Annotated in this window: 18 protein-coding genes; 11 read left to right on the plus strand and 7 right to left on the minus strand. The window is 70.8% G+C overall.

The window, feature by feature from the left end; all coding sequences use genetic code 11:
* Positions 1-9 precede the first annotated feature (9 nt).
* Complete coding sequence (locus PYS65_RS23295; RefSeq protein ID WP_279335875.1) at positions 10-366, minus strand: peptidase inhibitor family I36 protein; 357 nt, start codon at positions 364-366, stop codon at positions 10-12.
* 381 nt (positions 367-747) lie between these two features.
* Here PYS65_RS23295 and PYS65_RS23300 point away from each other — a divergent pair, with 381 nt between their 5' ends.
* From PYS65_RS23300 to PYS65_RS23325, 6 genes are all read left to right on the plus strand, one after another.
* Positions 748-1,479, plus strand: a complete 732-nt coding sequence (locus PYS65_RS23300; protein ID WP_279335876.1) for an alpha/beta fold hydrolase — start codon at positions 748-750, stop codon at positions 1,477-1,479.
* A 169-nt stretch (positions 1,480-1,648) separates the two neighbouring features.
* Complete coding sequence (locus PYS65_RS23305) at positions 1,649-2,041, plus strand: helix-turn-helix domain-containing protein (RefSeq protein ID WP_279335877.1); 393 nt, start codon at positions 1,649-1,651, stop codon at positions 2,039-2,041.
* A gap of 85 nt (positions 2,042-2,126) precedes the next feature.
* Positions 2,127-2,537: a VOC family protein gene (locus tag PYS65_RS23310; protein WP_279335878.1), complete on the plus strand. Its 411-nt coding sequence runs from the start codon at positions 2,127-2,129 to the stop codon at positions 2,535-2,537.
* A gap of 246 nt (positions 2,538-2,783) precedes the next feature.
* Positions 2,784-4,037: an AAA family ATPase gene (locus PYS65_RS23315; protein WP_279335880.1), complete on the plus strand. Its 1,254-nt coding sequence runs from the start codon at positions 2,784-2,786 to the stop codon at positions 4,035-4,037.
* Positions 4,037-4,714, plus strand: a complete 678-nt coding sequence (locus PYS65_RS23320; RefSeq protein ID WP_279335881.1) for an RloB domain-containing protein — start codon at positions 4,037-4,039, stop codon at positions 4,712-4,714. Before PYS65_RS23315 ends, PYS65_RS23320 begins: the two co-directional genes overlap by 1 nt.
* A 108-nt stretch (positions 4,715-4,822) precedes the next feature.
* Positions 4,823-5,395, plus strand: a complete 573-nt coding sequence (locus PYS65_RS23325) for an O-methyltransferase (RefSeq protein WP_279335882.1) — start codon at positions 4,823-4,825, stop codon at positions 5,393-5,395.
* Between the two features lie 15 nt (positions 5,396-5,410).
* Here the strand turns inward: PYS65_RS23325 and PYS65_RS23330 are convergent, their stop codons facing one another.
* The 3 genes from PYS65_RS23330 to PYS65_RS23340 all read right to left on the minus strand — a co-directional run bounded on the left by PYS65_RS23330 (position 5,411) and on the right by PYS65_RS23340 (position 7,100).
* Complete coding sequence (locus tag PYS65_RS23330; RefSeq protein WP_279335883.1) at positions 5,411-5,992, minus strand: hypothetical protein; 582 nt, start codon at positions 5,990-5,992, stop codon at positions 5,411-5,413.
* A gap of 114 nt (positions 5,993-6,106) precedes the next feature.
* Positions 6,107-6,313 carry a DUF397 domain-containing protein gene (locus PYS65_RS23335; protein ID WP_279335884.1) on the minus strand — a complete coding sequence of 69 codons (207 nt, stop codon included), beginning with the start codon at positions 6,311-6,313 and terminating at the stop codon, positions 6,107-6,109.
* Positions 6,306-7,100: a helix-turn-helix domain-containing protein gene (locus PYS65_RS23340; RefSeq protein WP_279335885.1), complete on the minus strand. Its 795-nt coding sequence runs from the start codon at positions 7,098-7,100 to the stop codon at positions 6,306-6,308. Before PYS65_RS23340 ends, PYS65_RS23335 begins: the two co-directional genes overlap by 8 nt.
* A gap of 130 nt (positions 7,101-7,230) precedes the next feature.
* On the opposite strand from PYS65_RS23340, the gene PYS65_RS23345 reads away from it, so the two are divergent.
* Positions 7,231-7,482 (plus strand): hypothetical protein, encoded by a 252-nt coding sequence (locus PYS65_RS23345; RefSeq protein ID WP_279335886.1) that lies wholly within the window; start codon positions 7,231-7,233, stop codon positions 7,480-7,482.
* A 17-nt stretch (positions 7,483-7,499) separates the two neighbouring features.
* The gene (locus PYS65_RS23350; protein WP_279338047.1) at positions 7,500-7,781 is read left to right on the plus strand and encodes a hypothetical protein; all 282 of its coding nucleotides are present in this window, start codon (positions 7,500-7,502) and stop codon (positions 7,779-7,781) included.
* A gap of 85 nt (positions 7,782-7,866) precedes the next feature.
* On the opposite strand, the gene PYS65_RS23355 is transcribed toward PYS65_RS23350, so the two are convergent.
* On the minus strand, positions 7,867-8,715 hold the full coding sequence (locus PYS65_RS23355; protein WP_279335887.1) for an endonuclease I family protein: 849 nt from the start codon (positions 8,713-8,715) through the stop codon (positions 7,867-7,869).
* Between the two features lie 240 nt (positions 8,716-8,955).
* Here PYS65_RS23355 and PYS65_RS23360 point away from each other — a divergent pair, with 240 nt between their 5' ends.
* The 3 genes from PYS65_RS23360 (at position 8,956) to PYS65_RS23370 (ending at position 14,834) form a co-directional block, all read left to right on the plus strand.
* Complete coding sequence (locus tag PYS65_RS23360; protein WP_279335888.1) at positions 8,956-12,699, plus strand: ABC transporter ATP-binding protein; 3,744 nt, start codon at positions 8,956-8,958, stop codon at positions 12,697-12,699.
* A gap of 127 nt (positions 12,700-12,826) precedes the next feature.
* Positions 12,827-13,213, plus strand: coding sequence for a hypothetical protein (locus tag PYS65_RS23365; protein ID WP_279335889.1), 387 nt, complete (start codon positions 12,827-12,829; stop codon positions 13,211-13,213).
* A 169-nt stretch (positions 13,214-13,382) separates the two neighbouring features.
* Positions 13,383-14,834 carry a S28 family serine protease gene (locus PYS65_RS23370; protein WP_279335890.1) on the plus strand — a complete coding sequence of 484 codons (1,452 nt, stop codon included), beginning with the start codon at positions 13,383-13,385 and terminating at the stop codon, positions 14,832-14,834.
* Between the two features lie 31 nt (positions 14,835-14,865).
* Here PYS65_RS23370 and PYS65_RS23375 read toward each other — a convergent pair whose 3' ends face one another.
* Both PYS65_RS23375 and PYS65_RS23380 read right to left on the minus strand, forming a co-directional pair.
* On the minus strand, positions 14,866-15,510 hold the full coding sequence (locus PYS65_RS23375; protein ID WP_279335891.1) for a hypothetical protein: 645 nt from the start codon (positions 15,508-15,510) through the stop codon (positions 14,866-14,868).
* A 197-nt stretch (positions 15,511-15,707) separates the two neighbouring features.
* Positions 15,708-17,573: a glycoside hydrolase family 3 protein gene (locus PYS65_RS23380; RefSeq protein WP_279335892.1), complete on the minus strand. Its 1,866-nt coding sequence runs from the start codon at positions 17,571-17,573 to the stop codon at positions 15,708-15,710.
* Between the last annotated feature and the right edge of the window lie 117 nt (positions 17,574-17,690).

Raw genomic sequence — 17,690 nt, forward strand, 5'->3', positions numbered from 1 at the left:
CCCGGCGGGTCAGCAGCCGCCCGGGCCCACCCCGTCGATCCGCCCGCCGAAGTCGCCGAGGTAGCGCGAGCGCCAGTCGCCGTTGAAGACATCCCGCTTCTCGACCGGTTGCCAGTTCACGAAGCAGGCCCGGGTACTGGCCACGACCGAGCCGACGTGGTCGTGCAGGCGCGGCGGCATGTCGCGGTAACCGCTGCGCGCGGTCCACTCCCAGTAGTCGCCGCGGAAGCCCTCCTTGCTCCAGAAGCACACCGACCCGTCGGGGCAGGACGGGGGCGCGGCCGGTGCGGCGGAGGCCCCATGGGCCGGCAACAGGACCGCGGTCAGGGCGAGGGCGGCGGCGAGGGACCAGGAGCGAATCTTCACAGCACTCTCCAGCAAGGTGTCGTGGAATCGGATCGCCCCGGCGGACGTGCCGGGGCGATCCCATGTTCCTGGTGGGGCGCGCCGGGGCGGAACCGACCGGCTTGGGACACCCCCACACCACCGGATGGAGTGAAACAGAGGCTCGGCGGCGTGTTCCCCGCCGAGCGGCGGATGCGCACGCGCGGGGCGTGCGGGCCCGGAAAGCCGGCGCCCTCGCCGGCCCCGACACCAGCGACGCCCTGCGCGCGCCGGTGATCGCGGCCCTGGAGGAGTACGCCCCGGAAGCACTGCGTCACTTCAGGGAACTCGTGTGCCCGAGCAACCCGGTGGGCCGCCACCGCGTCGGGAGAGTCAGATGGGCTGTACCACCTCGGGAGATCGATGACGGCGGCAGATGCAGTGCCCATGGTCTTTGTTCACGGGACGCGTTTCAGCGCGGGACAGTGGAGCGTGCAGCTTGCGGCACTCCGGGACGAATTCCCGGTGGTCGCCGTCGATCTGCCTGGCCACGGGGAGCGCTCGGCTCAGCCGTGGAGCCTGAGCACTGCGACGGAGATCATCGCTTCCGCGGTGGACTCGCTCGACCGCGGGCCGGCTCTGGTCGTCGGGCACTCGCTCGGCGGATACGCCGCGCTGGAGTTCGCGCGGTGCCGTCCGGAACGACTGCGCGGGCTGATCCTCGCGGGAGCCAGCGCCTCCACCCGCGGCCTCGGGGCGGTGCCGTACCGGTGGGTCGCCGGACTGGTCCCCCGTATACCGGCGGATCGGCTGGCCCGGTGGAACGACCGGTTGCTGCGGCGGCTCTATCCGCCGGAGGTGGTGGAGGCGACCATCCGTTCCGGCTATGCCTTCCATACCCTGCCGGCAGCCTGGGGCGAGGTGCTCGGACGCTTCGACGCGGGCGCGATGCGTCATGTGAGGTCTCCGGTCCTCATCCTGAATGGTGAGAAGGACGTCGTCTTCCGGTCCGGTGAGGCGGACTTCGCCCGCGCGCATCCGCACGCCCGCGTCGAGTTGATCCCGCGGGCAAGGCATCTCGCGAACTTCGACGATCCGGACGCCTTCACCGACGCCGTCCGCCGCTTCGCTCGGCAGCTCCCTGCCGCCGGCTGATCGCGCCCTCGCCGGGCACGCCCGGCGTCCCTGAACGCCCGCCCGCCGATCGCGGTGCCCAGCCACAGCTCGCCGGGGTGGATCACGGAACCGCCCTGGGGCACCGGCAGGGGCCTGGAGACCAGTGCGCGGTCGCCCCGGACGCGGTGGGTCGTGATGGGATGGCGGCGTGAGCCGTGCCACCGAAGAGACCAACCGCCGCATGCTCCGGGCGCGGGACGCGATGGACCGCGACTACGCGCAGCCGATGGACGTCCCCGCCCTGGCGCGCATCGCGCATGTGTCACCGGCGCACTTCACGCGGACCTTCCGGGCCACGTTCGGTGAGACACCGCACCGCTACCTCCAGCGCCGCCGGGTGGAACGGGCGATGTTCCTGCTGCGGGAGACCGACCGCAGCGTGACGGCCATCGGCTTCGAGGTCGGCTTCAACAGCCCGGGAACCTTCAGCCGCACGTTCCGCGACATCGTCGGCCGGTCACCGCGCACGTACCGCAAGGAGGCGACGGCCGCGAGCGTGCCGACGTGCTTCACGATGGCGTGGACCCGGCCGAGCACCTGACCTTCCGGCGGACACCCGGCGCCCGCCCGGGAACCGAGCAGTTTCGGATAAGTTTTCGTCCCGCCGAGTGGATAGCGTGAGCGTCATGTTCAACGCCATCACGCACTCACAGATGTACGTCCTCGACCAGGACGAGGCCCTCGACTTCTACGTCGGCAAGCTCGGTCTGGAGGTCACCGCGGACATCGACATGGGCTTCATGCGCTGGCTGACCGTCGGCGTCCCCGGCCATCCCGAGCGGCAGATCCTGCTGGAGAAGCCGGGCGCTCCGGCGATGTCGGAGGAGACGGCGGAGCAGGTGCGCGACCTGGTGACCAAGGGGGCCATGGGCGGCTGGTTCATCCTCACCACCGACGACTGCCGCAAGACCTACGAGAGGCTGCTGGAGAAGGGCGTGGAGTTCACCCAGGAACCCACCGAGCGCCCGTACGGAATCGACTGCGGCCTGCGCGATCCCTTCGGCAACCGCATCCGCTTCACCCAGCCGAAGGTCTGAGGCGTTCCGAGCGGCTGCCGGGCGGCCGGTGCCCGGTGCGGCGGCGCCGGGCGCCACGCGGTCCGTCCGCCACCGGATCGCCTTGATCCACTCCGGGTGATGGACCTTCCGCTGCCCGCAGAATGACGATCACTCGATCGGCTGCGGAGGCGATCCGGTGAGCGATATGTTCCCTGAGGTCACAGACTTCCCAGTCAGGCTCTTGCCGGACGCGGCGACTACCCTGAGTGCGAAGAGGAGGACGGCTTGCTACTGAGATTCCGCGTCGCGAACGTGCGGTCCTTGCGTGATGAGCAGGAGCTGTCGTTCGTCGAGCCTCAGGACGGGGACGAGTCCGTCGCCCGTCCCGTGGAGCTGGCCGGCGGCCGGTCGGTCGGTGTCCTCCCGCTGGTCGGCATCTTCGGCGCCAACGCGTCCGGCAAGTCGAACGTGCTCGCGGCGCTCGTCGACATGCGGAACGCCGTCCTCAACTCCTACGCGCGGTGGGCCTCGTACGAAGGCGTTCCGCGTACCGTCTTCGCGCTCGATCCCAAGGGGAAGGACGAGCCGAGCTTCTTCGAGGTGGACCTCGTCCTTGAAGGGGTCCGCTGGAGGTACGGGTTCGAGCTGGGCGAGAGCCGTGTCGAGGCCGAATGGCTGCACAGTTACCCGCGCGGTCACCGCCAGGTATGGCTGGACCGGGACGCCTCCCGGGCGGAGGTCTACGAGTGGCCGGGAAGCCGGGTCAAGGACCGCGCGCAGCTCGCCCGGCGGACTCGCCCCAACGCGCTGCTGCTCTCCACGGCGGGGACGGACAACCACCCGCAGCTCTCGCCCCTCTTCCACTGGTTTCGCCGCAACCTGTGGCTGATCGACCCGGAGACCGATCGGGCACAGCGTGAGGAGTTCACCCGGCAGGCGCTCTCCGGGGACCGCGCGCACCGCATCGAGGAACTGCTACGCGTGGCGGACCTCGGCATCACCGGAACCGAGGTCGTCGACGAGGGCAAGGGCAGGTCGAAGATAAAGCTCGTTCACCGCTCGGCCACCGGAGAAGTCGCCTTCGACTGGCAGATGGAGTCTCTGGGCACCCAAGCCTGGTTCGCCCTCCTCGGCCCGCTGCTGCTCGCCCTCGACGAGGGAGCGGTGCTGCTCGTCGACGAGCTGGACGCCAGCCTGCACCCGCGCTTCGCCGCCGAGGTCGTCCGGCTCTTCCACGACCCGCATGCCAATCCGAACGGCGCGCAGCTGATCTTCACCTCGCACGATCCGACCGTACTCACCACCCCGAGCGGGGGCCGACTGCTGCAACCCGGTCAGGTGTGGCTGACGGAGAAGGACAAGGACGGAGCGACCGAGTTGTACCCGCTGACCGCTGCGTCCCCGGGGGAGGACGAGGACCTGATGAAGTCGTACCTGGCGGGGGCCTTCGGCGCGGTGCCCTCCCTCATGGAGGGGCAGATCGCCCGGCGTCTGCTGGCCGAGCGCGAGCTCTCGGGACGTGGAGCGGAGCAGGGTTGATGGCCAGAACGCGAGGGAAGGACTCGCTGGTACCCGCGCAGCGCCGGGGACGGCGCAAGAGGGTCGTCCACGTTTTCACCGAGGGGCTGGTCACCGAGCCCTCGTACATCGAGATCATCAAGCAGCACGGGGTGTCGGCCGACCCGGCGACGACCGTGGAGGTGCGGATCGCCAACGCCTCCGCCCCCGGCTCCCAACGCAAGCCGCTCAAACTGGTCGAGGCGGCGGTCAGGCTGATGCGGGATGAGCAGCGTCAGGCCAAGTGCAGCGGCCTGGAGAAGAAGTACCTGCCGCAGGTCTGGTGCCTCTTCGACCGGGACGAGCACGAGGGCATCGAGACGGCGCTGAAGCAGGCCCGCGAGGGAAGCGTCAGGGTCGCCTTCTCCCACCCCTGCTTCGAGGTCTGGCGGCTGCTGCACCACAAGCCGGTCACCGGCACGTTCGGCGGGGTCTGCGGTCAGGTGACGAACAGACTGCCGTTCGCGAAGGCTCCGAAGGACGCGGCCAACATCAAGCTGGTCCTGCCGCACCAGGTCACCGGCGGCTACTTGAACGCCCGCAAGCATGCCCTCCGGATGAACGCGCAGTACGGCGACCACGTGGCGCTCGTCAACCGGGACCCGTACACCGACATCCACGAGTTCGTGGAGCAGGGATTAGGAATCGCCTCGTACTGAGCTGGTACGGCTTATGCACGTGGACTGAGCGATCGGACAGCCGAAACTCCGTGCGAAGGCATCTGCCGGTGAGCAGCGTGATGTTCACCGTGAAGGGGGAACAGTCGCATGGCCGAACGTGCGATTCCGCCTCGTGTGGTGGCCGCGGAGCGGGTCGCCTCCGAGGCGGGATTCAAGAAGAGTTGCATCCCTGAAGTAGGCAGGTTGCTCAGGCTGGCCGCTGCCGCGAAGCCCCAGGGGGTCATTGCCGAGAGCGGTACCGGCTCGGGAGTGGGCACCGCATGGCTGCACGCCGGCCTGGGTTCCGGGGCACGTCTGGTCACCGTGGAGCGTGACGAGGAACTGGCCCGTCGAGCGGCCGGGGTCTTCGCGGAGGACCGGCGCGTCAGCGTTCTCACCGGGGACTGGCGGCTGCTCGAGCGGCATGCCCCCTTCGACGTCTTCTTCTGCGACGGCGGGGGCAAGCGTGACGATCCCCAGAGGGTCGTCGAGTTGCTCGCTCCCGGTGGCCTGCTCATCCTGGACGACTTCACCCCCTCGCCCGACTGGCCGCCTCGTTTCGGCGGCGAAGTGGACGAGCTCCGCCTGTTCTACCTCACGCATCCAGCCCTGGACGCCACTGAAGTGCTCACCACACCAGCCAGTTCGGTGGTTGTCGCGGCACGCCGTCTCCGGCCATGAGGGCGTGCAGGGGTCCTATGTGGAGGCCCAGGGCGCCAGCAGGTCGCCGAGCAGGTCGGTGAAGGCGCTGTCCAGGGTGTCCTCGCGGAGTCGGTCGCCGACGGCTTCGGGGCAGAGGGCGGCGGGGCGGGCGATCCAGAGGATCTTCCAGGGCCTGGAGGCCAGTGCGCGGTCGCCCCAGATCCCGCCGTGCGGGCAGAGGGGATGGAGCAGATCGTCGATGCGGTCCGTCGCGATCCCCACCAGCGGTCCGTCGAGGGCCGTGTGCGCCGCCGCGAACTCCTTGGGGGAGGACCGGGCGACGGCGGCTGTGGTCGGGTGACGGCGGATGGTGCGGACCACTTCCGTCAGGTGCTTGGTGATGCCCGGGACGGTGCGGCCCGCCGTGGCGAAGGCGTCCGCGAGTTCGGCCTGCAGTGCGTACAGATGCAGGGCGGTGACGGATTTCCAGTTCTGGTAGAGGAAGTTGCGTGTGGTGCCGCAGTTCCGGGCGATGGCGGACAGGGGCACGTTCAGGCCTTCCGCGCGCAGGAGGGTGCGTACGGTGCCGATCACTTGCCTCGTGCCATAGGGGTTGGGGCCGGGGTGTGGGCTCATGGGGGCACCCTTGCCGAAAACCGTGAGCAGTTGGCGGGGAAGTGTCACTCAGGCGCTCAAATGAGTGACATCTGGACAGTTGGGGCGGATGTGCTCACGGTTTTCACGAGGGGGTCACTGCTGCAGGGCGACGATGAACGACGCCCACCCGGCCCTGGAGAAGACCACCGCCGGCCCGTCCGGCACCTTGGAGTCCCGTACGGGTACGCCGCAACGGTCACCATCGAGCACCTCGAGGCAACTGCCGCCATTGGGGTCGCTGTAGGACGACTTGCGCCAGCCGTTCATCGTCGGGGTGCCTGCTGTGGTCCGGTCAGTCATGGTGTCCGTAGTCCTTTGCAGTGGTCCTGAGTAGGCCGAGTGACTCCTTCAACGACAGTGTGTCGCTCAGTGCGAGATCGTAGCGATGCTGCAACTCGCGGACGGCGGACGGGGAGTCGTGCAGTCGACCCATCCGTAGGCCCTCGCTGTATGCCACCGGCGGTTGGTCCTCGAACCACATCAGGGTGAGCATGCTGTCCATCAGCGGATGAAGCCCTACGCCGAACGGCATCACATGCACGCGGATGCGTCCGGTCTCGGCGAGACGCACGAGATGCATGAGTTGCTCCGCCATGACGTGCTCGCCGCCCACCGGGCGTCGCAGCACTGCCTCGTCGAGCAGCGCCCACACCACGGGTGTGACCGGGTCTTCGAGAAGTCTCGAGCGTTCAAGGCGTGTGACAAGGCGCCTGTCACACTGTTCGTCGCTCACTGGAGGGAACGCCGAACGCAGGACCGCACGCGCGTACCTTTTCGTCTGGAGAATGCCCGGCATGTACGACAGGGCGAATTCGCGGATCACCACTGCCTGTTGTTCGAGCAGCCGCACCGCTTCGAAGTAGTCGGCCACCGCCACGTCCTCCTGAGGGAGGAAGCTGCTCAGTACGTCCCCCGTGCCCAGCTCCCCGTCGAGTCGACGCGCGTCCTCTTTCGACGGCACCCGGCGGCCCGCCTCGATGTGGGCGATGTGCGAGCGCGTCATGATGGCGATGTCGGCCAGTTGCTGCTGGGTCAGCCCCGCGGCCTCGCGCTGCGCCTTGAGCCAGTCGCCGTAGATGGTGCCCAATCCGTCAACCTCCCTGTGACAAAAGCTCTGTCACCAGCTCACCTCTGGCGAGCCTAGCGGCAGTCGTCTCACGCTGTGATCGGGTCGCTACACATGGCGACGCCTTCAGGGAATCCGAGGTGCTGACGACATGAACCACCGCATCGCCCGGCTCGTCGAGCCGTTGCTCCACCTGCTTGTGCCCGGCCGGGGGCGGCATCGGGGAATCGCCTCCCCGGTGGTTCCGCAGGCGCCCACTGCCGACGCCGCACCGCCGGCCGTGGGGCGTGACGACTCCCGCGTCCTCCGAGGCGAGGACAACGCCATGGTCCGCCCCTACCTCGTGGCTCACGAGCGCCGTGTGCTGTGGCTCGCCGTGCACGGGGTGGAGGTGGCGGCGTGAGGGACGGGAGCGGTGAGATGCGTCTGCTGCCGTGGGTGGGGGAGGAGGGCAAGCCCTGCTATCTGGTCACCGACGGAACCGGTCCGCTGTCCCGGGTGGCCGACGGCGTCGAGCGCGTGCAGCTCGGGATGGCCGGTGACCTGCTGGAGTACGCCGCCGACCTGCTGGCCGACCGGCGGGCGACCGCCGACCAGCTCCGGTACCTGCTCGGGTGCATGTGCGAGGCGCTGACGGACGTCCGGCGGATCGCCGAGAGCCGGGGCGCCCGGGGCGCCCGCGGTGGCGTGGCCGAGGGGTGACGGCGGCCGGGTCGGCACGGACGGAGTGCACCCGTGGTGCCCGGGGCGGTGTCGCCGGGCACCACGGGGAACCGGGGAGGAGGGGCTACCAGATCGCCTCGACCCACTCCGGGTGGTCGATGAACGGGTTGCGGTTGCGCTGGTAGGAGTCGTAGATGACCTGGTTGCGGCGCTGCTCGAAGGCGTCCGGCGGGTCCTGCTCGTTCCACGCCTTCAGTACGGAGAGCCTGCCCATGTACGGGTTGCTGCCGTTGTTGACGTTGTTGTTGGGCTCCAGGTCGGCCCAGCCGTCGCCGCCCTCGTAGCGGACCGCCATGTAGAGGATCATGCGGGCCACGTCGCCCTTGACGGCGTTGCGCGGCTCGAAGGAGTCGGAGTCGGTGAGGCTGCCGCCGCCGTTCGCGACGGCGCTGCCGCCGTTGTCGAAGTCCTTGTTGCCGCGGATGCTGTTGACCTGGACGTCCGTCGGGCGCAGGTGGTGGATGTCGGTGCCGGGGCCGGTGGAGGTGCCGAAGTCTCCGTGGGACTTGGCCCACACGTGCTCGCGATTCCAGTTGCCCACGTTCCCGCCGTTGAGGGACTTGGCGCGGGAGACCCCCGAGTACAGCAGGATCACGTTGTTGCTGTTGTTCGGGTCCTGGTCGGTGGCCTTCAGGGCGTCCCAGACGGCCGAGTAGGACAGCTTCGTCTGGCTGCTGATGATCGTGTGCAGCGAGGACTTCAGGGCGGGGCCCGTCTTGCCGACCGCGTTCTTGTAGTACGTCGAGTCGTAGTCCGTGGTCGAGCCGGCCGTGACCGTCGCCACGGCCGGTTCGGCGGTCGTCGCCGTGGCCGGGGTGGCGGCCAGGGCGGGGGCGGCGAGGGCCGTGAGGACGGCGGCCGTGGCGAACGCCACCGCTTTCCGGCGCCGGGTGCGCATGCGTATCGCGAGCATATGGGGGTGTCCGATCTACGCGGGTTGAGTGAGGGTCTCCGCATCGTGACATGGACATGAGATCACGGGAATGTACATGACGTGTCGATTGCGTGACGTCCTCCGGGAGGAACGCCCCCGTCCGGGTACCGGCCGCCCCACCCGAATGGTGCGGAGGGATGAAAATCGGCTCCGTGGGCGTTGGAGCCTTCCGGAAGATCAGGACGATCGGATCGCAGGTCCGGACCGGAGGGCACCCGCGTGACACCACAACAGGGATGGGCACGACGACTGACCGGATACGCCTGGCGCTATCCCAAGGACGTCGTCCTGGCCCTGGGCGCCTCCCTCGGGGGCATGGCCGTGATGGCGCTGGTCCCGCTGATCACCAAGGTGATCATCGACGACGTGATCGGCGACCACAGCCGCGCCATGATGCCCTGGGCGGGCGCCCTGATCGGCGCCGCGCTCCTCGTCTACGTCCTCACCTACATCCGCCGCTACTACGGCGGCCGGCTCGCCCTCGACGTGCAGCACGACCTGCGCACCGAGATGTACCGGTCGATCACCCGGCTCGACGGCCGCCGCCAGGACGAGCTGTCCACCGGGCAGGTCGTCGGGCGGGCGACCAGCGACCTCCAGCTGATCCAGGGCCTGCTCTTCATGCTGCCGATGACCATCGGCAACATCCTGCTGTTCCTGATCTCCCTGGGGATCATGGCGTCGCTGTCACTGCCGCTCACGGGCGTCGCCCTCGCCGTCGCGCCCGCCCTGTGGTGGATCGCCAGACGCAGCCGCACCCGGCTGCACCCCTCCACCTGGTACGCCCAGGCCCAGGCCGCCGCCGTCGCCGGCGTGGTCGACGGCGCCGTCGGCGGCGTCCGCGTGGTGAAGGGCTTCGGGCAGGAGGAACAGGAGACGGGCAAGCTGCGTGAGGTCGGCCGGCGGCTGTTCGCCGGACGGCTGCGCACCATCCGCCTGAACTCCCGGTACACCCCGGCCCTCCAGGCCGTCCCCGCCCTCGGCCAGGTGGCGATGCTCGCGCTCGGCGGCTGGCTCGCCGTGCGCGGCAGCATCACCCTGGGCACGTTCGTCGCGTTCTCCACCTACCTCGCCCAGCTCGTCGGCCCGGTCAGGATGCTCGCCGTGGTCCTCACCGTCGGGCAGCAGGCCCGCGCCGGCACCGAACGCGTCTTGGAGCTGATCGACACCGAGCCGTCCCTGACCGACGGCACCAAGGAGCTGCCTGCCGACGCCCCCGCGACCGTCGAGTTCGACGACGTCTCCTTCGGCTACGACTCCCCCTCCGGGAAAAGCGTCCCCGTCCTCAGCGGCCTTTCCTTCGAGATCCGTCCCGGCGAGACCCTCGCCGTCGTCGGCGCCTCCGGCTCCGGCAAGTCCACCGTCTCCCTGCTCCTGCCGCGGTTCTACGACGTCACCGGCGGCGCCGTCCTCGTCGGCGGGCACGACGTGCGGGAGCTGACCACCGAGTCGCTGCGGGCCGCCATCGGACTGGTACCGGAGGACTCCTTCCTTTTCTCCGACACCGTCCGCGCCAACATCGCCTACGGCCGCCCCGACGCGACCGAGGAGCAGATCGTGGCCGCCGCCCGCGCGGCCCAGGCCGACCGGTTCATCACGGAACTGCCCGACGGCTACGACACCACGGTCGGCGAGCACGGCCTGACCCTCTCCGGCGGCCAGCGCCAGCGCGTCGCGCTCGCCCGCGCGATCCTCACCGACCCGCGCCTGCTGGTCCTCGACGACGCCACCTCCGCCGTGGACGCCCGCGTCGAGCACGAGATCCACGAGGCGTTGGCGGAGGTCATGCGGGGCCGCACCACCCTGCTGATCGCCCACCGCCGCTCCACCCTCAACCTCGCCGACCGCATCGCCGTCCTCGACGCCGGCCGGCTCGCCGACATCGGCACCCACGACGAGCTCCAGGGGCGCTCCTCCCTCTACCGCAGGCTGCTCACCGACCCCGACGAGCTGGGCGGCGTCTCCCCGGGCCACACCCCGCCCGCCGCGCCCCAGGAGGCCCACCCGGAGGACACCTCGGTCCGCGCGGAGCTGGACGCCGAGTTCGATGCCGAACGCGGGGTCACCCCCCGCCTGTGGACCGGCGACCGCGAACCCAAGGACACCGCCCTGGCCGACAGCCCGGCCACCCCCGAGCTGCTCGCCCAGGTCGCGGCCCTGCCCCCGGCGAACGACGTCCCCGACGTCGACGAGAGCCGGGCCGTCCGGCGGGAGGAGTCCTACGGCCTGCGCCGCCTGCTGCGCGGCTTCGGCCTGCCCCTGCTGATCAGCCTCGGACTGGTCGCCGTGGACGCGGGCATGGGCCTGCTGCTGCCGGTGCTGATCCGGCACGGCATCGACGACGGCGTCACCCGGGCCGCCCTCGGCGCGGTCTGGGCGGCCGCCCTGCTCGGCCTGCTCGCCGTGGTAGCCCAGTGGGCCGCGCAGATCGGCGAGATCCGGATGACCGGACGCACCGGCGAACGCGTGCTGTACTCGCTGCGGCTGAAGATCTTCGCCCAGCTCCAGCGGCTCGGCCTCGACTACTACGAGCGCGAGCTGACCGGCCGGATCATGACCCGGATGACCACCGACATCGACGCCCTGTCGACGTTCCTGCAGACGGGCCTGGTCACCGCGTTCGTCTCGGTGGTCACCTTCTTCGGCATCATGGGCGTCCTGCTGGTGATCGACCTCCAGCTCGCCCTGGTTGTCTTCGTCACCCTGCCCCCGCTGATCGTCGCCACGTTCTTCTTCCGCCGGGCCAGCGTGAAGGCATACGAACTGGCCCGGGAACGGGTGTCGACGGTCAACGCCGACCTCCAGGAGTCGGTGTCCGGGCTGCGGATCGTGCAGGCCTTCGGGCGCGAGGGGCACGGCAACCGGCGGTTCACCGAGCGCAGCGCCGACTACCGTGCCGCCCGGATCCGGGGCCAGTGGCTGATTTCGGTGTACTTCCCGTTCGTGCAGTTCCTGGCCTCGTCGGCCGCGGCGGTGGTGCTGATCGTGGGCGGGGCCAGGGTCGACAACGGGACGCTGGCGATCGGCACGCTGGTGGCGTACCTGCTCTACATCGACCTGTTCTTCGCCCCGGTGCAGCAGCTCTCCCAGGTCTTCGACGGCTACCAGCAGGCGACCGTCTCCCTGGGCCGCATCCAGGAACTGCTCCGGGAGCCGACGTCCACCGAGGACGCCGCGGAACCCCTCGACGTGCCCTCCCTGCGCGGGCAGATCGCCTTCGAGGACGTGCACTTCGCCTACGGGGACGAGGAGGAGGCGCTCAGCGGCATCGACCTGCGCATCCCCGCCGGGCAGACCGTCGCGTTCGTCGGCGAGACCGGCGCCGGGAAGTCCACCCTGGTCAAACTGGTGGCCCGGTTCTACGACCCCACCGGGGGCAGGGTCACCGTCGACGGCACCGACCTCAGGGACCTCGACCTCACCGCCTACCGGCACCGGCTCGGCGTGGTCCCGCAGGAGGCCTACCTCTTCCCGGGCACGATCCGCGACGCCATCGCCTACGGCCGCCCGGACGCCGGCGACGCCGAGGTCGAGGCGGCGGCCCGCGCGGTCGGGGCGCACGAGATGATCGCCACCCTGGAGGGCGGCTATCTGCACGAGGTCGCCGAACGCGGCCGCAACCTCTCCGCCGGACAGCGCCAGCTGATCGCCCTGGCCCGCGCCGAACTGGTCGACCCGGACGTCCTGCTGCTCGACGAGGCCACCGCCGCGCTCGACCTGGCCACCGAGGCGCAGGTCAACCAGGCGACGGACCGGCTGGCGGGGCGGCGGACCACGCTGGTCGTCGCCCACCGGCTGACCACCGCCGCCCGCGCCGACCGGGTCGTCGTCATGGACCGCGGCCGGATCGCGGAGGACGGCACCCACGAGGAGCTGCTGGCCCGCGACGGGCGGTACGCCGAGCTGTGGCGGACCTTCATCGGGCAGGCCGAACCGGAGGAGCCGGTCGGCGCCGGACGCTGACCACGCAACCGTCCGCGGTACGCCGGGCGTCCGTATCCGCGTACGCCGTTGTGCGCGGCGGATGCGGCAGGTGCGGCGAGTGCGTCAGGTACGGCAGGTGCGGGTCCGGTCCGGGGGAGGAACGGCAGTGGGCGGTGGAGCGATACGTCGGCGGCTCGCGCTGGGACTGGCGGTGCTGACCGCGGCGGGGCTGCTCGTCGCCGCCGCACCGGGCGAGGCGCAGGCCGCGGGGCACTGCGCGGGGCGCAAGGTGCGCAGCCTGCCGTTCTCCACCGGCACCGTGGTCGTCCACAAGCGCGGCGGCTACCTCTGCGCCGTCACCCTCGCCAAGAAGCCCGGCACCCGGCGGACGATGTCGGTGAGCATCCGGGCGCGCGGCGGCCGGCCGGTCGTCGACGAGGGCCGCTACACGCGCTACGCCGGCCCGGTCACCGTGCACGCCGGCCGCCGCTGCGTCTGGGTGAAGGGACGGGTGGGCGGCGGCTCGGTCAGCTCCGGCTGGATCCTGTGCTGAGCCCGAGCCTGAGCCCGAGGACCGGCCCTCATCCGCTTGCACCCCCAACTCCCTGTCCCCCGTAGGGTTTTTGTCCCCTCCGTGCACAGGGTTTCCCCCATGTCCCCTGGTGCTCGGGCGAGTCGGTCCGCTACCTTCCGGCGCACATCTGTCTCACAGGGGAGTGCGCATGCGCAAGGCGCTCAGATGGCTGCTGGCGCTCACGGTGCTCATAGGCACACTGAGTACGGCCGGGGCGGCCACCGCCGCCGAGCCGGAGGCCACCGGCACCATCGGCACCACCGGCACCACCGACATCAAGGAGAGGCTGCTCTCCGTACCGGGCATGAGCCTGGTCGAGGAGAAGCCGTACACCGGTTACCGCTTCTTCGTCCTCACCTACACCCAGCCGGTCGACCACCGCAGGCCCTCCCGGGGCACGTTCCAGCAGCGGATCACCGTGCTGCACAAGGACGTCGCACGGCCGACCGTCTTCTTCACCGGCGGCTACCACGTCTCGACCACGCCCCGCCGCAGCGAGCCCACCCAGATCGTGGACGGCAACCAGGTCTCCCTGGAGTACCGCTTCTTCACCCCGTCCCGTCCCGAGCCGGCCGACTGGTCCAAGCTGGACATCCGGCAGGCCGCCGACGACCAGCACCGCGTCTTCACGGCGCTGAAGGGGATCTACTCCAAGAAGTGGATCTCCACCGGCGGCTCCAAGGGCGGCATGACCGCCACCTACTACGAGCGTTTCCACCCGCACGACATGGACGGTGTCGTCGCCTACGTCGCCCCCAACGACGTGGTGAACAAGGAGGATTCCGCCTACGACCGCTTCTTCGCGAAGGTCGGCACCAAGGAGTGCCGCGACCGGCTGAACGCGGTGCAGCGCGAGGCGCTGGTGCGCCGGGCACCGCTGGTGAAGAGGTACGCGGCCCTCGCCGCCGAGGACGGCTACACCTTCGACACCGTCGGCAGCCTGGACCGCGCCTACGAGGCGGTCGTCCTCGACTACGTCTGGGGCTTCTGGCAGTACGGCACGGTGGCGGACTGCGAGCAGATCCCGGCGGACGCGAAGAACGCCACCGACGACGAGATCTGGACCTCGGTCGACACGATCTCCGGCTTCTCGTTCTACACCGACCAGGGCCTCAGCCCGTACACGCCGTACTACTACCAGGCCGGTACGCAGCTCGGCGCGCCGACCATCAACTTCCCGCACATCGAGAAGAAGTACGTCCGTTACGGCTACCAGCCGCCCCGCAGCTTCGTCCCCCGCTCGATCCCGATGAAGTTCGAGCACCGGGCCATGCGGGACGTCGACACCTGGGTGCGGCACCACGCCCGGCAGATGCTGTTCGTCTACGGCGAGAACGACCCGTGGGGCGCCGAGCCGTTCCGGCTCGGGCACGGCGCGCGCGACTCCTACGCGCTGACCGCCCCCGGCATGAACCACGGCGCCAACGTGGCCGGTCTGGCCGGCGAGGAGAAGGCGCTGGCGACGGCCCGCATCCTCGACTGGGCGGGCGTCGCGCCGGCCGCGGTCCGGGAGAACCCGGCCGAGGCGAAGCCGCTGGCGGCGTTCGACGCCAAGCTGGACCGGCGGGACGTCGAACGCGAGCCGGCCCTGCGCCCGTAGGGGCGCGGCCGGTAGGGACGCGCCAGGCGGCTCACACCGGGCGGGCGCAGCCCACCGGTGTGGAGCCGCCGAGCCGGACGAAGAGGGCCGTGGACGCCGGGCACCGTGACTTGGCGTCCACGGCCTCGGTCACCTTGTACTCCGGCTTGTGCTCCCCCTCGCCGTCACAGGCCGTCTCGCGGACCTTTCCGTCGGGCAGGCCGTAGACGCAGTCGCCGACGACGGTGCGCGGGCCGCCCCCGCCGCCGGGATCGCCCGGGTGCGGCGGCTGGAGGTTGCGCATGCAGGCGTAGCCGCGCGGCACCGCCCCGTCGCCGTCCTCGTCGAAGGAGGGGTGCTGCTCGCTGATGTGCAGCACGAAGTCCGTGGTGGCCGGGCAGCGCGGCCCGTCGCGCACGGTCCCGTCGTGGCGGGCGACGACCCGGGCCGCCGCCCGTTCACCGTCGCAGGACACCTCGGTGAAACTGGTCCGGCCGAACGAACTGCACTCGTCGACGTCGAGGAACACCGCCCCGAACCCGGAGGTCCGGGCGGGCGTGGGCGGTACCGGGGAGGACGTCCGACGCTCGCCCGGGCGACCGTCCTCCCCGGTACCGCCGAGCGCGCTCTGACATCCGGTCGACAGCGCCGTGACAAGGGCGGCGAGCACGCACACCGCTCCCAGGGAACTCCTCATGTGCGACACCATCCCCCGAAAACCCCCGTCCAGCGTGACCGGCCGGGGCGGGTCACGCCAGACATACGGGATGGTTTGCGCATGTCGGTGACGGTGTGTCGGATGTGTGGCGTACCGGCGCTACGTCAGCGCGCCCGTACGCGTCCGTACGGGCGGCCGAGCCCGTACGGGTCGGCCGCTCCGTACGGGGCGGCCGGTCAGTACGTCAGGCCGTGCCCGACGGGGTACAGCACCGTCGACGGGTCGTCCGCGCGCTGCACCGGCACCGGCAGCTTCCCGCGCGGTTCCACCTTGCCCGCGATCACCCGGGCCGCCGCCCGCAGTTCGACGTCGGTCCAGGAGTACGTCGCCAGGTACGCCGGTACGGCGGGCAGGTGGGCCACGTCGTACGGGTTGCGGACCGCCACCGCGACCACCGGCCGGCCGGTCGCCAGGAGTTGCTCGACCAGGGTCCGCTGGCTGCTGGTCGCCGAGACGTTGTACGTCCCGACGACCACGGCGTCCGCGTCCCGCGCGGCGGCCACGGCCCCGGCGATCGTCGCCGCGGACGGTGCCGTCCCGGTGGACAGGGCGGTGGCCGTGAAGCCCAGCTCGGTCAGCGCCCGGGCGAGCACCCCGGTCGGCGGACCCGTCGTACCGGACGGGGAGGCCGGGTCGGCGCCCACCACCAGCAGCTTGGGCCGGCTGCGCCGGGACAGCGGCAGCAGGCGCCCCTCGTTGACCAGCAGGGTGGTGGTCCGTTCGGCGATCCGGTCGGCCGCGGCCAGGTGCGCCCGGGTGCCGACCGTGCGGTCGACACCCGCCCGGCTGACGTACGGGTCCTCGAACAGGCCCAGCTTCGCCTTCAGCCGCAGCACCCGCAGGATCGATGCGTCGAGCCGCTCCTCGGTGAGCTCGCCGTCCTGGACGGCCTTCAGGACGGCGTTCCACGCCACGTCCAGGGACGGCGGGTTGAGCAGCTGGTCCACGCCCGCCTTCAGTGCCAGCACCGGCACCCGGTCGTCGCCGTACTTGGTCCGTACGCCCTCCATGCCGAGGGAGTCGGTGACCACGACCCCGTCGTAGCCCAGCTCCTCGCGCAGGATGCCGGTGAGGATGGGGCGGGAGAGGGTGGCGGGGTCCTCGGAGCCGTCGAGCGCGGGGACCATCAGATGGGCCGTCATGATCGAGTCGATGCCCGCGGCGATCGCCGCCCGGAACGGCGGCGCGTCCAGCCGCTCCCACTGCTCACGGCTGTGGGTGATCACCGGGAAGCCGGTGTGGCTGTCGACGGCGGTGTCGCCGTGCCCGGGGAAGTGCTTGGCGGTCGCCGCGACCCCCGACCGCTGGAACCCGGAGACCTCGGCCGCGACCATCGCCGCCACCGCGTCCGGCTCGGAGCCGAAGGACCGTACGCCGATGACCGGGTTGGCCGGGTTGACGTTCACGTCGGCCACCGGGGCGTAGTCCTGGCGGATGCCCAGGGCGCGCAGTTCCCGCCCGGCGATCCGGCCCAGGGTGCGCGCGTCGGAGCGGGAACCGCCCGCGCCGATCGCCATCGCCCCGGGGAACAGGGTCGCCGGCTCGCCGACGCGGGCGACGATGCCGTGCTCCTGGTCGGTGGAGATGAGCACCGGCAGCCCGCGCGGCAGGCCGAGGGACGCCTTCTGGATGCCGTTGGAGAGCCCGGCGATCTGGTGCGGATCGCGGGTGTTGTGCGCCCAGGCGAAGTAGATGATGCCGCCGACCCGGTACCTCTCGAGCAGCTCGGCGGCCGTGCGCACGCCGATCTCCTCGAGGTTGGCGTCGATGTCCGCCTGGTCGGGGTCGGTGGCGGAGTGACCGTAGACGCGCATCACGAACAGCTGGCCGACCTTCTCCTCCAGGGTCATCCGGGAGACGAGGGCGCGGAGCTTTCTGTCGTCGGGGGAGCCCGGGGAGCCGGCGGGCGCGCCGGCCGCGTGCGCGGTGCCACCGGCCGCGAGGGCGGTGGTGACGCCCGCGGTCGCGGCGAGGACGGTACGTCTGGACGGACGTGCGGTGCCTGCTGTGTTTCCCGTGTTTCCCGTGCTGCTGTCGGGCACGTGCGCTCCTTTGGGAGGTGGTACGCGGCGGAATCCGCTGAAGGAAACTTCCAGGACGCCACCAATATCCGGGAAGTTTCTGCCAGTCAAGGGAGTGCGCGGCACGGGTGAGCGGAC

This window comes from Streptomyces cathayae (genome assembly GCF_029760955.1).
Taxonomy (GTDB): domain Bacteria; phylum Actinomycetota; class Actinomycetes; order Streptomycetales; family Streptomycetaceae; genus Streptomyces; species Streptomyces cathayae.

What these genes read in the sequence shown, in the direction of transcription:
- PYS65_RS23300 (WP_279335876.1), top strand. Translation starts at nt 748, where the DNA reads ATGACGGCGGCAGATGCAGTGCCCATGGTCTTTGTTCACGGGACGCGT.
- PYS65_RS23370 (WP_279335890.1), top strand. Translation starts at nt 13,383, where the DNA reads ATGCGCAAGGCGCTCAGATGGCTGCTGGCGCTCACGGTGCTCATAGGC.
- PYS65_RS23310 (WP_279335878.1), top strand. Translation starts at nt 2,127, where the DNA reads ATGTTCAACGCCATCACGCACTCACAGATGTACGTCCTCGACCAGGAC.
- PYS65_RS23350 (WP_279338047.1), top strand. Translation starts at nt 7,500, where the DNA reads ATGCGTCTGCTGCCGTGGGTGGGGGAGGAGGGCAAGCCCTGCTATCTG.
- PYS65_RS23335 (WP_279335884.1), bottom strand. Translation starts at nt 6,313, where the DNA reads ATGACTGACCGGACCACAGCAGGCACCCCGACGATGAACGGCTGGCGC.
- PYS65_RS23355 (WP_279335887.1), bottom strand. Translation starts at nt 8,715, where the DNA reads ATGCTCGCGATACGCATGCGCACCCGGCGCCGGAAAGCGGTGGCGTTC.
- PYS65_RS23375 (WP_279335891.1), bottom strand. Translation starts at nt 15,510, where the DNA reads ATGAGGAGTTCCCTGGGAGCGGTGTGCGTGCTCGCCGCCCTTGTCACG.
- PYS65_RS23330 (WP_279335883.1), bottom strand. Translation starts at nt 5,992, where the DNA reads ATGAGCCCACACCCCGGCCCCAACCCCTATGGCACGAGGCAAGTGATC.
- PYS65_RS23325 (WP_279335882.1), top strand. Translation starts at nt 4,823, where the DNA reads ATGGCCGAACGTGCGATTCCGCCTCGTGTGGTGGCCGCGGAGCGGGTC.
- PYS65_RS23320 (WP_279335881.1), top strand. Translation starts at nt 4,037, where the DNA reads ATGGCCAGAACGCGAGGGAAGGACTCGCTGGTACCCGCGCAGCGCCGG.
- PYS65_RS23345 (WP_279335886.1), top strand. Translation starts at nt 7,231, where the DNA reads ATGAACCACCGCATCGCCCGGCTCGTCGAGCCGTTGCTCCACCTGCTT.